Source organism: Janthinobacterium sp. GW821-FHT03C08, assembly GCF_059420905.1.
The window spans coordinates 205,806-219,922 of the sequence record NZ_JBWKUP010000003.1; the positions used below are offsets into that span (position 1 = coordinate 205,806).

Annotated in this window: 13 protein-coding genes; 7 read left to right on the top strand and 6 right to left on the bottom strand. The window is 63.9% G+C overall.

All coding sequences use genetic code 11. The features are described from left to right. The first annotated feature begins 204 nt into the window (after positions 1 to 204). From AC07VL_RS05400 to AC07VL_RS05430, 7 genes are all read left to right on the top strand, one after another. Positions 205 to 969 (top strand): gamma-glutamyl-gamma-aminobutyrate hydrolase family protein, encoded by a 765-nt coding sequence (locus AC07VL_RS05400; RefSeq protein ID WP_494804922.1) that lies wholly within the window; start codon positions 205 to 207, stop codon positions 967 to 969. Between the two features lie 54 nt (positions 970 to 1,023). Then, positions 1,024 to 2,394 (top strand): glutamine synthetase family protein, encoded by a 1,371-nt coding sequence (locus tag AC07VL_RS05405; RefSeq protein WP_035822563.1) that lies wholly within the window; start codon positions 1,024 to 1,026, stop codon positions 2,392 to 2,394. 10 nt (positions 2,395 to 2,404) lie between these two features. Further along, entirely contained in the window at positions 2,405 to 3,865 is a 1,461-nt protein-coding gene (locus tag AC07VL_RS05410) for an aspartate aminotransferase family protein (protein ID WP_494804923.1), read from the top strand. A gap of 137 nt (positions 3,866 to 4,002) precedes the next feature. Further along, complete coding sequence (locus AC07VL_RS05415) at positions 4,003 to 5,151, top strand: ABC transporter ATP-binding protein (protein WP_494804924.1); 1,149 nt, start codon at positions 4,003 to 4,005, stop codon at positions 5,149 to 5,151. A 7-nt stretch (positions 5,152 to 5,158) separates the two neighbouring features. After that, positions 5,159 to 6,088: an ABC transporter permease subunit gene (locus AC07VL_RS05420; RefSeq protein WP_494804925.1), complete on the top strand. Its 930-nt coding sequence runs from the start codon at positions 5,159 to 5,161 to the stop codon at positions 6,086 to 6,088. Continuing rightward, the gene (locus AC07VL_RS05425; protein WP_494804926.1) at positions 6,085 to 6,936 is read left to right on the top strand and encodes an ABC transporter permease; all 852 of its coding nucleotides are present in this window, start codon (positions 6,085 to 6,087) and stop codon (positions 6,934 to 6,936) included. Before AC07VL_RS05420 ends, AC07VL_RS05425 begins: the two co-directional genes overlap by 4 nt. Positions 6,937 to 6,966: 30 nt before the next feature. Then, positions 6,967 to 8,454, top strand: a complete 1,488-nt coding sequence (locus AC07VL_RS05430) for an aldehyde dehydrogenase (RefSeq protein ID WP_494804927.1) — start codon at positions 6,967 to 6,969, stop codon at positions 8,452 to 8,454. 142 nt (positions 8,455 to 8,596) lie between these two features. Here the strand turns inward: AC07VL_RS05430 and panB are convergent, their stop codons facing one another. The 6 genes from panB to AC07VL_RS05460 all read right to left on the bottom strand — a co-directional run bounded on the left by panB (position 8,597) and on the right by AC07VL_RS05460 (position 13,930). Further along, the gene (gene panB / locus AC07VL_RS05435) at positions 8,597 to 9,472 is read right to left on the bottom strand and encodes a 3-methyl-2-oxobutanoate hydroxymethyltransferase (RefSeq protein ID WP_230501826.1); all 876 of its coding nucleotides are present in this window, start codon (positions 9,470 to 9,472) and stop codon (positions 8,597 to 8,599) included. Positions 9,473 to 9,582: 110 nt separating this feature from the next. Then, on the bottom strand, positions 9,583 to 10,059 hold the full coding sequence (gene folK / locus AC07VL_RS05440; RefSeq protein WP_494804928.1) for a 2-amino-4-hydroxy-6-hydroxymethyldihydropteridine diphosphokinase: 477 nt from the start codon (positions 10,057 to 10,059) through the stop codon (positions 9,583 to 9,585). Then, positions 10,059 to 11,438: a polynucleotide adenylyltransferase PcnB gene (pcnB, locus tag AC07VL_RS05445; protein ID WP_494804929.1), complete on the bottom strand. Its 1,380-nt coding sequence runs from the start codon at positions 11,436 to 11,438 to the stop codon at positions 10,059 to 10,061. The genes folK and pcnB overlap by 1 nt, the downstream gene beginning before the upstream one ends. Continuing rightward, positions 11,431 to 12,102, bottom strand: a complete 672-nt coding sequence (locus tag AC07VL_RS05450; RefSeq protein ID WP_494805069.1) for a histidinol-phosphatase — start codon at positions 12,100 to 12,102, stop codon at positions 11,431 to 11,433. The genes pcnB and AC07VL_RS05450 overlap by 8 nt, the downstream gene beginning before the upstream one ends. Then, the gene (gene hda / locus AC07VL_RS05455) at positions 12,102 to 12,770 is read right to left on the bottom strand and encodes a DnaA regulatory inactivator Hda (protein ID WP_494804930.1); all 669 of its coding nucleotides are present in this window, start codon (positions 12,768 to 12,770) and stop codon (positions 12,102 to 12,104) included. Before hda ends, AC07VL_RS05450 begins: the two co-directional genes overlap by 1 nt. Before the next feature lie 77 nt (positions 12,771 to 12,847). Further along, positions 12,848 to 13,930: an AI-2E family transporter gene (locus tag AC07VL_RS05460; protein WP_494804931.1), complete on the bottom strand. Its 1,083-nt coding sequence runs from the start codon at positions 13,928 to 13,930 to the stop codon at positions 12,848 to 12,850. Positions 13,931 to 14,117: the final 187 nt, after the last annotated feature.

The following is a 14,117-nucleotide window of genomic DNA, read 5'->3' on the forward strand; positions in this document are numbered from 1 at the left end:
CCCGCGGCGCTGGTGTTTGGCGCCGGACGGGCATATGATGATTTTAATAAAGGCAATATTGCAAAGCCGTAGTGTAGGCGATGTGCGCCGCCAGTGGCCACGTCCATCGGTGTGGCCGACTCTACCGGCTCTGCTGTACAGTGAAGCGAGCGGCAGCGCTGTCATGGCGCTGTCATTGGATCGTCACGCCAGCGAGGTAGCACCATGCGCCATCCCATCGTTCTCGTTCCCGCCTGCCAGCGCCAGCTGGGCAGCCATGCCTGGCACATGGCGCAGGATAAATACCTGCACGCCGTGCTGCGCGGCGCCGGCTGCATGCCGCTGCTGCTGCCGGCCCTGGGCGCCGATGCTGACCTGGAGGCGGCGCTGCGGATCGCCGACGGCGTCATGCTGACCGGTTCCGCCTCGAACGTCGACGCGCGCCTGTATGGCGAAGAGATCCTGCATCCCGACCTGCCGCAGGACCCTGCGCGCGACGCCACCACCTTGCCCCTGATCCGCGCCGCACTGGCGTCGCAGTTGCCGCTGCTGGCCATCTGCCGCGGCTTCCAGGAAGTCAACGTGGCCCTGGGCGGCAGCCTGCACCAGGCCGTGCAGGCGGTGCCGGGAATGCAGGACCACCGCGAGAACGTGCTCGATCCGCTGGCGCGCCAGTATGCGCCCGCGCACCGCATCAAGCTGATGCCCGACGGCGTGCTGTCACGGTTGCTGGGCGGCGAGAGCGAAATGATGGTCAATTCCCTGCATGGCCAGGGTATCGCCCGGCTGGCTGATGGCTTGCTGGTGGAAGCGCTGGCCGACGACGGCCTGGTGGAAGCGTACACGGTGGCCAGCGCCGCCGGCTTTGCGCTGGCCGTGCAATGGCATCCGGAATGGCAGGTCGAGGACAATCCGCAGTCCATGCGGCTGTTCGGCGCCTTCGGCCAGGCTTGCCGCGATTACCAGGAGCAGCACAGAAAGACAGAATGACAGGCGCACCGCCCGCAGTACGCGGTGTTTGATCAAGACCAGCGAGAGGGAAACATGGCAATACGCGAAAATTTCACCTATACGGATATGGATTTGTGGCTCAATGAAAAGCGCGTCACGGAAATCGAATGCCTGGTCCCCGACTTGACGGGCGTGGCGCGGGGGAAGATCCTGCCGCGCGGGAAATTCACCCAGGAGCGCGGCATGCGCATCCCGGAAGCGGTACTGGGCATGACGGTGACGGGCAATTACCCGGTCGACGATGGCGGCTACGACCGCGCCATTTCCAGCACCGACCGCGACATGATTTTAAAGGCCGATCCCACCACCATCACCATGGTGCCGTGGGCTACCGACCCCACCGCGCAAGTCATCCACGACTGCTATTTTGCCGATGGCGCGCTGGTCGATTTTGCTCCCCGCTCCGTGCTGCGGCGCGTGTTGAAACTGTATGCGGACAAGGGCTGGAAGCCCGTGGTGGCGCCGGAGCTGGAGTTCTACCTGACGGCGAAAAACACCGACCCCGACTTGCCCTTGAAACCGCCCATCGGGCGCAGCGGCCGGGCCGAGACGAGCCGCCAGGTGTACAGCATCGACGCCGTCAACGAATTCGACCCGCTGTTCGAGGATATCTACGATTACTGCGAACTGATGAACCTTGACGTCGATACGCTGATCCATGAAATCGGCGCGGGGCAGATGGAAATCAACTTCCTGCATGGCGATCCGCTGGGCCTGGCCGACAAGGTCTTCTTCTTCAAGCGCACCTTGCGCGAAGCGGCGTTAAAACACGATATGTACGCCACCTTCATGGCCAAGCCCATGGCGGGCGAGCCGGGTTCCGCCATGCACGTGCACCAGAGCGTCGTCGATGCGAAGACGGGCCTGAACATCTTCAGCAACGAGGACGGTTCGGCCGCGCCCATCTTCAAGCATTACATCGCGGGCCTGCAGCGCTACATGCCGTCGGCCATGGCCATCGTCGCGCCCTACGTGAACTCCTACCGCCGCATCGTACGCCACACTGCCGCGCCGATCAACATCCAGTGGGGCCTGGACAACCGCACGGTGGGCTTCCGCGTGCCCGAGTCGGGCGTGCAGGACCGCCGCGTGGAAAACCGCATCATCGGCGCCGACGCGAATCCCTACCTGGCCCTGGCCGTCACCCTGGCCTGCGGCTATCTCGGCATGACGGAACAGCTGGAAGCGACGCCGATGATGGTGGGCAGCGCCTACGACATGAAATTCGAGCTGCCGCAAGGCTTGCCCGAGGCCCTGCAGCTGCTGCGCGCGGAAGACAAGCTGCGCACGGTGCTGGGCGAGCGCTTCATCGACGTGTATGCGGCGATCAAGGACCTCGAGCACCAGGAGTTCATGACCGTCATCAGTCCGTGGGAGCGCGAGCATCTCTTACTGCACGTATAAAGGATCACCTATGAGCACATCCAACAATCCGCTGGCGCCGAGCGCCGCTTTTGTATCGTCCGTGGCGCAAAAGAATGCGGCGCCGCAGGTGTACGACACGGCCGCCATCCAGCAGATGGACTCGGCCCACTACCTGCATCCGTTCACCGATTTCCAGGACCTGGCAAGCAAGGGCGCCAGGGTGATGGTGCGCGGCGACGGCGTCTACCTGTGGGATAGCCAGGGCAAGAAGATCGTCGACGGCATGTCGGGCCTGTGGTGCGTGAACGTGGGCTATGGCCGCACGTCGATTTCGCAAGCCGTGTACAGGCAGATGGAGACGCTGCCCTTCTATAACAGCTTCTTTGGCACGACGAACGTGCCGGCCGCGCAGCTGGCGGCCAAGCTGGCGCAGATATCGCCGCCGCAGTTCCAGCACGTGTTCTTCACCAGTTCCGGCTCGGAAGGCAACGACACGAATTTGCGCATGGTGCGCCGCTACTGGGATATCCTCGGCTACAAGGAGCGCCACACCATCATCAGCCGTCATAACGCGTATCACGGCAGCACGGTGGCGGGAGCATCGCTGGGCGGCATGGACGGCATGCATGCGCAGGGCGGCTTGCCGATCCCGGGCATCGCGCATATCGGCCAGCCCAATTACCTGGAATCGGGCCATGGCTTGTCTCCGGAAGCCTTCGGCTTGAAGGCGGCTGGCTGGCTGGAAGAGAAGATCCTCGAGATCGGCGCCGACAAGGTGGCCGCCTTCATCGGCGAGCCGGTGCAGGGCGCGGGCGGCGTCATCATCCCGCCATCGACCTACTGGCCCGAGATCGGCCGCATCTGCGACAAGTACGGCATCTTGCTGATCGCCGATGAAGTCATCTGCGGCTTCGGCCGCCTGGGGCGCTGGTTCGGCTCCGAGCTGTTCGGCATCAAGCCCGACCTGATCACCTTTGCCAAGGGCGTCACCTCGGGCTACGTGCCGCTGGGCGGCGTGCTGGTGGGCGACAGGGTGGCCAAGGTATTGATCGAGCAGGGCGGCGAATTCACGCACGGTTTCACGTATTCCGGTCACCCCGTCGCCTGTGCGGCCGCGCTGGAAAACATCCGCATCATCGAGGAAGAGCAGCTGGTGGCCAAGGTGGCCGACGATACGGGACCGTACCTGAAGCAGTGCTTCGCCAGCCTGGGCGAGCATCCGCTGGTCGGCTATGCGGACAGCTGCGGCCTCGTCGCGGGCCTGAACCTGGTGCGCCGGAAGGGCGCCACCGTGCACGACAACGAGCTGTTCGACGAGGGCCAGGGCGTGGGCATGATCTGCCGCGGCCACATGTTCGACAACGGCGTCATCATGCGCGCCGTGGGCGAACGCATGATCGTCGCCCCGCCCCTGGTCATGACGCGGGCGCAGATCGATGAGATGGTGGCGCTGATACGGCTGTGCCTGGACAAGACGTATGACGAGGTGAAGGCGAAGGGCTGGGTGTAGGTTTTTGCCCCATTTTGCCGCCATCTGCGTATTTTTTGGACCGCAATGGCGGCAGTTCCGCTAAACTTCCATCCTGGCCGCTCTTGTAGTGGCCAGTTTTTCATTTTGACACCCTCTTACCCAGAAGCTACCCACACATGACGATAGCAACACCTGCCGCGTCGGCCAGCGACGCCCAAGCGCCTTTCTTGCTGATTGATCAGCTGGTCAAGGAATTCGATGGCGTGCGCGCCGTCGATGGTATTTCCGTGACGATCAACAAGGGTGAGATCTTCGCCCTGCTGGGCAGTTCAGGTTGCGGCAAGTCGACCCTGCTGCGCATGCTGGCCGGTTTCGAGACGCCGACCTCGGGGCGCATCGCCCTGGCGGGCAACAGCATCGTCGACGTGCCGCCGCACCAGCGGCCCATCAACATGATGTTCCAGTCGTACGCGCTGTTCCCCCACCTGTCCGTGTGGGACAACATCGCCTTCGGCCTGCGCCGCGACGGCTTGCCGAAAGCGGAAGTGGCGGCGCGGGTCGAGCAGATGCTGGCGCTGGTGCAGCTGGGTCAATACGCGAAGCGCAAGCCGCACCAGCTGTCGGGCGGGCAGCAGCAGCGCGTGGCGCTGGCGCGCAGCCTGGCCAAGCGTCCGCAATTGCTGCTGCTCGACGAGCCGCTGGGCGCGCTCGACAAGAAACTGCGCGAACGCACGCAGATGGAACTGGTCAACATCATCGAGCAGGTAGGCGTGACGTGCGTGATGGTCACGCACGACCAGGACGAGGCGATGAGCATGGCCACGCGCATCGCCGTCATGAGCGAAGGGCGCATCCTGCAGGTGGGCGCGCCGGGCGAAATCTACGAGACGCCGAATTGCCGCTTCGTCGCCGACTTCATCGGCAGCGTCAACCTGTTCGATGGCCGCATCACGGAAGACGAACCCGATCACGTGATCATCGACACGCCCGACGGCCGCCACTATGTCGCGCATGGCATCACGGGCAATCTGGGCATGGATGTCTCGGTGGCCGTGCGCCCCGAAAAGATCGGCATCCAGATCGCGCCGCCCGCTTTGGAAGAGCGGGCTTCGCCAGCGGAACACGGCTACAACTGTGCCCAGGGCGTGATCGTCGCCATGGCGTATTTTGGCAATGAAACGAGCTACCACGTGCGCCTCGACAGCGGCACGGTGGTGAAAGTCTCGCGCACCAACGCGGCCCGCCACGACGCCGCGCGCCTCGAGCGCGAACAGCGCGTGTGGGTGTGGTGGGATGGCGCCGACATCGTCGTGCTGACCAGCTGAGGCCATCATGACGTCCATTTTGCAATCGCTGCGCAAGCTCGTCACCCTGCGTTGGGTCACTGGGCGCACCGCCGTCATCGCCGTGCCCGCGCTGTTCCTGACGGCCGCCTTTTTAATACCGTTCCTGATCGTGCTGCGTATCAGCCTGTCCGACATGGACACGGCCGGCAGCCCGTTTGGCGGCCTGCTGTCGTACGTCGACGGCATCGTCGTGCTGAAGGTCAAAATCGCCAACTACCTGTTCATCGCGGCCGATGAACTGTATCTGCTCACCTACCTCAGTTCCATCAAGTACGCGGCCATCACCACGGCCATTTGCCTGTTCATCGGCTACCCGTTCGCCTACTTCATGGCGCGCGCCAGGCCATCGATCCGCCCCGTGCTGATGATGCTGGTGATGCTGCCGTTCTGGACTTCGTTCCTGCTGCGCGTGTATGCGTGGAAGGGCATCCTGGCCAACCACGGCTTGCTCAACGATCTCTTGATCGCGCTGGGCGTGGTGCAGGAACCGCTGCACATGATGAATACCTCGTTCTCGCTGGTCGTCGGTATGGTGTATGCCTATCTGCCGTTCATGATCCTGCCCCTGTACGCGAACCTGGTGAAAATGGACGTGCGCTTCCTGGAAGCGGCGGCCGACCTGGGCGCCACGCCCTTGCAGGCGTTCTGGCGCGTCACCGTGCCCCTGTCGAAGTCGGGCATCATCGCCGGCGCCATGCTGGTGTTCATTCCGTCCGTCGGCGAATACGTGATTCCCGAGCTGCTGGGCGGACCGGAAACCCTGATGATCGGCCGCGTGCTGTGGGATGAATATTTCACGAATAACGACTGGGCCATGGCTTCGTCCGTGACGGTGCTGGTGATCCTGCTGATCCTCGTGCCGATGGCCATTTTTAACAAATACAAGACCGACCAGGACGCGGAGGAGCGCACATGAACGGACGTACCTTCCTGCAGCGCTGGTTCGGGCGCGGCTGGCTCTCGCTGGGCTATTTGTTCCTCTACCTGCCCATCATCGTGCTGATCGTCTTCTCGTTCAACAGCTCGCGCCAGGACATGGTGTGGAGCGGCTTTTCGCTGCGCTGGTACAGCGAGTTGATGAGCGATGCGGAAATCATTTCGGGCTTCGGCTTGTCCCTGAAGATCGCCTTCATGTCGGCCACTTCGTCCGTCATCCTCGGCACGTTTGCCGCCTTTGCCTTGACCAGCTACCAGCGCTTCCGCGGCCGCACGGTGTTTTCCGCCATGGTCAGCGCGCCGTTGGTGATGCCGGAAGTGATCATCGGCCTGTCCCTGCTGCTGATGCTGGTGTCCATGCAAAAGGTCTTCGGTTTTCCCGAGCGGGGCGTGCTGACCATCTGGCTCGGCCACACCCTGCTGGGCATGGCGTATGCGGCCGTGGTGGTGCAGTCGCGCCTGCAGGAAATGAGCAAGTCCCTGGCGGAAGCGGCCATGGACCTGGGCTGCCGCGCGCACCAGGTGTTCTTCCTCGTGACCCTGCCGAACATCACGCAGGCGCTGGCCTCGGCCTGGCTGCTGACGTTTACCCTGTCGCTCGACGACGTGGTGCTCTCCGCGTTCCTGTCCGGCCCCGGTTCGACGACGATGCCGCTGGTGATCTTCTCGCGCGCGCGCCTGGGGCTCGATCCGCGCGTCAATGCCATCGCCGCGCTGACCATCCTCGTCGTGACGATTGCCGTGATCGCGTATGCCGTGATGCTGGCGCGCGCCGACCGCAGACGCCGCAAGCAGATGTCTGCGGCGTATTCGGCGGACCAGGAGTAAGCTGCTTGTAAACTGACACAGGAGACGACCATGACGGAAAACACCAGCTGGCATGCACGGGCCGCAGAGATCAAGATCGATGGCCGCGCCTTCATCAACGGCGAACGGGTCTCGGCCAGGTCAGGCCGGACTTTCGACAATCTGTCGCCCATCGACGGGCGCTTGCTGGGGCAGGTGGCCCGCTGCGACGGCGCCGACGTGGAGGCGGCCGTGCAGGCCGCGCGCGCCGCTTTTGACGACCGCCGCTGGGCCGGTAAATCGCCGGCGCAGCGCAAGCGGGTATTGATCAAGTTCGCCGACCTGGTGCAGAAATACGGTCCCGAGCTGGCCCTGCTGGAAACCCTGGACATGGGTAAACCGATCAAGTACAGCCAGAGCGTGGACGTGGGCGCCACGGCCAACTGCCTGCGCTGGTACGGCGAGGCGATCGACAAGGTCTACGATGAAATCGCCCCGACGCCCGCCAACAGCCTGGCCCTGATCACGCGCGAACCGGTGGGCGTCGTCGCCGCCATCGTGCCGTGGAATTATCCGATGATCATGGCTGCCTGGAAGATCGCGCCCGCCCTCGCGGCCGGCAACAGCGTGATCTTGAAACCGTCGGAAAAATCGCCGCTGACGGCGCTGCGCCTGGCCGACATCGCGCTGGAAGCGGGCGTGCCGGCGGGCGTCTTCAACGTGCTGTCCGGCTACGGCAACGAGGCCGGTGCCGCGCTGGCGCTGCACATGGATGTCGATTGCATCGGTTTTACGGGTTCCACGCGCACGGGGAAACTGATCGTGCAGATGGCGGGCCAGTCGAATCTGAAACGGGCGTGGACGGAACTGGGCGGCAAGTCCGCCAACATCGTGTGCGCCGATTGCCCGGACCTGGACAAGGCCGTGGCGGCCGCCGTCGGCTCCATCTTCTTCAACCAGGGCGAAAGCTGCAATGCGCCTTCGCGCCTGTTCGTGGAAGAATCGATCAAGGAAGAATTCCTCGCCAAGGCGCTGGCCATGCTGCCCCGCTTCCAGCCGGGCGACCCGCTCGATGAAGCCACCGTCATGGGCGCCATCGTCGACGCCACGCAAATGCAAACGGTGATGGGCTATATCGCGTCCGGCAAGAGCGAAGGCGCGCAGCTGCTCGGCGGCGGCGAGGCCGTGCGCCTTGATACGGGCGGCTACTACGTGCAGCCGACCATCTTTGGCGTGGATGCCGGCATGACGATCGCGCGCGAAGAGATCTTCGGGCCCGTGCTGTCCGTGCTGGGCTTTACGGATATCGCCGAGGCGGTAAAGCAGGCCAACGCCACGCCCTACGGCCTGCAGGCGGCCGTGTGGACCTCGGACATCAGCAAGGCCATCCAGACGGCGCGCGCCCTGCGCGCAGGCACCGTGCACGTCAACCAGTACGACGGCGACGACATCACCGTGCCGTTCGGCGGCTACAAGCAGTCGGGCAACGGGCGCGACAAGTCGCTCCATGCGCTGGACAAGTACACGGAGCTGAAGACGACGTGGATACAGGTGGGATAGGGATTTGCGCCTGCGGTGTTGTCGGATTACGGCCTGCGGCCTAATCCGACCTACCCGACCTACCCGACCTATAGCGTGGATGGTTTCGTAGGTCGGCTTAGCGCGCAGCGCGTAAGCCGACTTGGACGTAAAACAAACTACATCAGAAGCAGTGTTCCAGCGCCGGGAAGCTGCCATCCTTGACGGCCTTCACATAGCCGGTGACGGCGTCGTCGATGCTGGCCGCGCCTTCCATGAAGTTGCGCACGAAGCGCGCCTTGCGGCCTGGGAAGACGCCCAGCATGTCGTGCATGACGAGGACCTGGCCCGAGCAGTCGGGACCGGCGCCGATGCCGATGGTGGGGATCGTCAGCATGTCGGTCACTTCCTTGCCCAGCTGCGACGGCATGGCTTCCATCAGCACGATGGCGGCACCCGCGTTTTGCAGCACCAGCGCGTCGTTTTTCAGTTCGGCGGCGCTTTCCGTGCTCTTGCCTTGCACTTTATAACCGCCCAGCTGGTGCACGAATTGCGGCGTCAGGCCGATGTGGGCGCAGATGGGGATGCCGCGCTCGGTGAGGAAACGGACGGTCTCGGCCAGCCAGGCGCCGCCTTCGATCTTGATCATGTGCGCGCCCGCCTGCATCAGGATGACGGCGTTGGCATAGGCCGTTTCAGGCGTGCCGTACGCGCCGAACGGCAGGTCGGACAGGATCATGGCCGACTTGCTGCCGCGCGCCACGGACGCCGTGTGGTAGGCCAGTTCGGCCACGGTGACGGGCAGGGTGGAGTTCAGGCCGTTGCAGACCATGCCGAGCGAATCGCCGATCAGCAGGATCTCCACGCCGCAGCGGTCCATCAGCGACGCGAAGCTGGCGTCATAGCAGGTCAGCATGGTGATCTTTTCGCCGGCGGCGCGCAGCGTGGCCAGGGTGTGGATGGTCACGGCCTTGTTGGCGACAGGCTTGGATGGCGCCGGCGCCGGTGTGGCGGCCTTGTCTTTTGCGGCCAGATCTGTTCCTTGCAAATAAGCGGACATAGGTATTCTCTAGAGTGAATGGGGGGTGATGCTATTGCGACGCCGCTAGTGTAGTACTTTATATGGCGGCGTGCAGGGGCGGCATTGTAGTGTATGTCTGGCGCGGCGGCTCAGAGCTGGCTGATGGCCTGGTCGGCCACGCCCGCCAGATAGCCTTGCGCCGGGCCGAGTCCGGGCACGGAGATGGCGGGCGCGAGGGCCAGCAGCGGCACCAGCACGAAGGCCCGCTCGGTGAGGCGCGGATGCGGCACCGTCAGGGTGGCGCTGGCGATCTGTGCATCGCCGTACAGCAGCAAGTCCAGGTCCAGGGTGCGCGGGGCATTGCGGTAAGGCCGTTCGCGTCCGTGCGCCGCCTCGATGGCGTGCAGGGCCTGCAGCAGTTCCTCCGCCGGCAGGGTGGTCGCGATGCGCGCCACGGCGTTGATGTAGTCGTCGCCGCTGGAATCGATGGGCGCCGTGCGGTAGCTGGCCGAGGCGTCCAGCAAGCTGGCGCCGGGCAGGCGCGCCAGGCGCGCGATCGCATCCTGCACGTTGGCGCGCGCGTCGCCCAGGTTCGCCCCGATGCCGATGTAAGCGATCACTGACATTATTCGCCGCTGCTGCTGCCGGTGGTGGTGCTTCCGCCGCCTGTGCCCGTCTTGCTGCGTGTGCTGCGGCGCGGCGGGCGCTTCTTCTTGACGGCGCCCGGTGCGGCATTGGCGCTGACGAGCAGCGCTTCGCGCGTTTCCTCGTCGCCTTCATAAAAGGCCGTCCACCATTCGCCGATGTCCGCGTCGATCTCGCCCGAGGCGCAGCGCAGCAGCAGGAAGTCGTAGCCGGCGCGGAAGCGCAGGTGCTCGAGCAGCTTGTACGGCGCCTTGCCGACGCGGCGCTCGAAGCGCGGCTGCATCGACCAGATGTCGCGCATGTCGGAACCGATCTTGCGCTGCAAGGCCAGTTTTTCCGTCTGCGAATCGAGCACGTCGTCGGCCGCCAGGTGCAGCGCGGGGATCGTCGACTCGCCGGCGGCGCGGTAGGCCGTCCATTTTTCCAGCACCTGGTGCCACAGCAGCGAGGCAAACAGGAAGCCCGGCGAGACGGTCTTGCCGGCGGCGATGCGCTGGTCCGTGGCGTCCAGCGCCAGGGTGACGAATTTCGCGCCCAGCGGCTGCTCCAGCACCACGTCGAGCAGCGGCAGCAGGCCGTGATGCAAGCCTTCCTTGCGCAGCTGCTGCAGGCAGGCCAGCGCGTGGCCGCTCATCAGGAGTTTCAGCATTTCGTCGAACACGCGCGGCGCCGGCACGTTGTTGATCAGCGGCGCCATGACGGGAATCGGCGCGGCCGTGTGCGGCTCGATGGTGAATTTCAGCTTGGCGGCGAAGCGCACCACGCGCAGCATGCGCACGGGGTCTTCGCGGTAGCGCTCTTCCGGCTTGCCGATCATGCGCAAGGTCTTGGCGCGGATGTCTTCCACGCCGCCGTGGTAATCGAGCACTTCCTGCGTGGCCGGGTTGTAGTACATGGCGTTGATGGTGAAGTCGCGGCGCAGCGCGTCTTCGTGCTGCAAACCGAAGGTGTTGTCGCGCAGGACGCGGCCATGTTCATCCTTGGGCGCCGAATCGGCGCCGGCGCCGCGGAAGGTCGTCACTTCCAGCAAATCCTGGCCGAACATCACGTGCACGATCTGGAAGCGCTTGCCGATGATGAAGGCGCGGCGGAACAAGCGCTTGACCTGTTCCGGCGTGGCGTTGGTGGCGATGTCGAAGTCTTTGGGTTTGACGCCCAGCAGCAGGTCGCGCACGGCGCCGCCGACGACAAAGGCCTCGAAGCCCGCTTCCTGCAGGCTGCTGGTGACGCGGATGGCATTCGACGATACCAGTTTCGGGTCGATTCCGTGTTGCGCAGGACCGAGCACGATGGGTGCCGTGGTGTCGCGCACTGCCTCTTTTTTAACGCCGAGGATCTTGCGGATGAATTTTTTAATCATTGAATAAGTGGAGTGATGGCCAGCCGTGGAGGGATGCGTGTGCGCTTAAGGCGGCATTGGGGTTGGTCGCGACCGGGTGGGTCACGACGGACATGAGCGGAATGTCGTTGTGCGAATCGCTGTAAAAATAGCTGCGCTCGAACTGTCCCAGTTCCTTGCCCATCTTTTCCAGCCAGGCATGGGTGTGGGTCAGCTTGCCCGCACCGAGAGTCGGCGTGCCCACCAGCTTGCCCGTGACATTGCCTTCGGCGTCATATTCGGGCATGGCGGCCAGCAAGTGTTCGACGCCGAGCGCGTCGGCGATGGGCTTGGTGATGAAATGGTTGGTTGCCGTGACGATGGCCAGCAGGTCGCCCGCGTCCTGGTGCTGCTTGATCAGCGCCACGACTTCCGGGCGGATGGCCGGCAAGACCACTTCGGCCATGAATTGCCGGTGCAGCGCTTCGAGGCGTTCGCGCGGGAATTGCGCCAGGGTGCCCAGCGAGAATTCCAGGTATTCCACCGGATCGAGCGTGCCGGCCTGGTATTGCGCGAAAAATTCGTCATTGCGGCGGGTGAATTCGGCGGCGTCCACGGCACCGATGCGTACCAGGAATTCGCCCCACTCGTGATCCGAGTCGATGGGCAGCAGGGTGTGGTCGAGGTCAAACAGGGCCAGATTCATCATTCTTTCGCTTCCGCCTGCAGCAACTCGCGCAACAAAGGCAAGGTGATCGGGCGTTGGGTTTCCAGGGAGTAGAGGTCGAGAGAGTCCAGCATCGTCGACAGCGAACGCATGTCGCGCCGGAAATGGGACAGCAGATAGGGTAACACGCCGGGCGACAAGGTCAAGCCGCGGGTGGCGGCCGCCTGGGTCAGGGCAGCGATTTTTTCATCGTCCGTCAAGCCGTGGATCTGGTAGATCAAACCCCAGCCCATGCGCGTGCGCAAGTCTTCGCGCACGGGCAGCACGGCGGGCGGCACGGCGCCGCTGCACACCATGTAAGCCTTGTTGGCGCGGATTTCATTGAACAGGGCAAAGGCGTCGATCTGCGCCAGCGGCGACAGCTTTTCGCAGTCGTCGAGCAGGTACAAATCCACGTCGGGCGAGTAGACGAATTCGGACTCGATCGAGAATGGCGAAATGTAGCGCGCGCGCTCGGTGCTGGCCAGGGCCTTGAGCAGATGGCTCTTGCCGGCGGCCAGTTCGCCCCACAGATAGGCAAAATGCTCGCGCGACGTGCGCGCGGCGAACTGGCGCATCAGCTGCGCCACTTCGGCATTCTGTCCCACCTCGAAGGTATCGAGGCTGTGCGCCTGGTCTGTGCCTAAATCGAGCACCAGTTGTTTCATGGCGTACGCCTTGTCCTGTTTTTCATTACTGCTTGTGCATCATTGGTATTGCCAGGTTGATATGATATCCGCTTTTACTATGCATTATAGAAGGTGCTGGATAGATAGTGGCGCCGAAGATGCTTAAAAGCGACCATCAGGACGGCAGAAGCGGGCAAGGCGAGCAGTACGCCGACGAAACCGAACAATTGTCCGAAGGCCAATAAGGCGAAGATCACGGCCAGCGGATTCAAGCCGATGCGTTCGCCCACCAGGCGCGGCGTGAGGAAAAAGCCTTCGATGACCTGGCCGCAGCCGTAGATGACGGCCACGGCGATCACGCCGCTCCAATCGGCAAACTGCAGCAGGGCGGCGATCAGGGCCAGCATCAGGCCCAGGCCGAAGCCCAGGTAGGGAATGAATACCAGCAAGCCCGTGATGATGCCCACCGGCAATGCCACCTCGAAGCCGGCGATGGCCAGGGCCACCGAGTAATACGTGGCCAGCACCAGCATCACCAGCAGCTGGCCGCGCAGGTATTGCGCCAGCAGGGTATCGACTTCCTGCGCCATGCCCACCGTGCGGCCGACCCAGCGGCGCGGCACGGCGCCGGCGATGCGCGCCAGCATCGGGTGCCAGTCCAGCAACAGGTAGAACAGCACCACGGGGATCAGCACGACGGTGGCCAGCCAGCCCAGCACGGCCGTGCCGCCGATGCGGGCCGAGGCCAGCACAGTGCTCCAGATTTCATCGCCGCTGGTGGCCATCTGCTGGCTCAGCATGCGCTTGATGCCCGTGCCGTCCAGGCGCACGCGGATGCCCAGGTCGCGCAGCTTTGGCGCCAGGAAGTCATTCGCCTTGCTGAGAAACTGGGGAATCTGTGCCTGCAGCAGGGGGATTTCCTTTTGCAGCACGGGCACGACGATCAGCACCAGCGCCGTGATGGCGAGGAAAAACAACACCACGATGACCAGCACGGCCAGCGGGCGCGGCACATAAAGGCGCTTGTAGTGCAGGCGCTGCAGGCGGTCCACGCCGGGATTGAGCACGTAGGCGAGGATGGCCGCCGCCAGGAAGGGCGTCAGGATGGGGCCCAGGCTGACCAGCAACAGCAGAAATGCCAGCCAGACCGCGATCCAAAATGCTGTTTGCTTCTGTTCGGCGGTGATCGGAAATGGCATGGGGTTTGGGCTGTTGCGTTAAAAAAAGGCAGTTAATTACGAAATTGTGGGGGCAGTTTGATAAAATAGCGTCTTGATCGACCGAATTCACCGGCTGGCCGCCTGTCGCAGGGTGTCAAAAACATCCACGCGCGCGCGTGCCGGCGGGTATCCGCCTTCTATTTTACCGCCTCCGCTGCCCCCACAC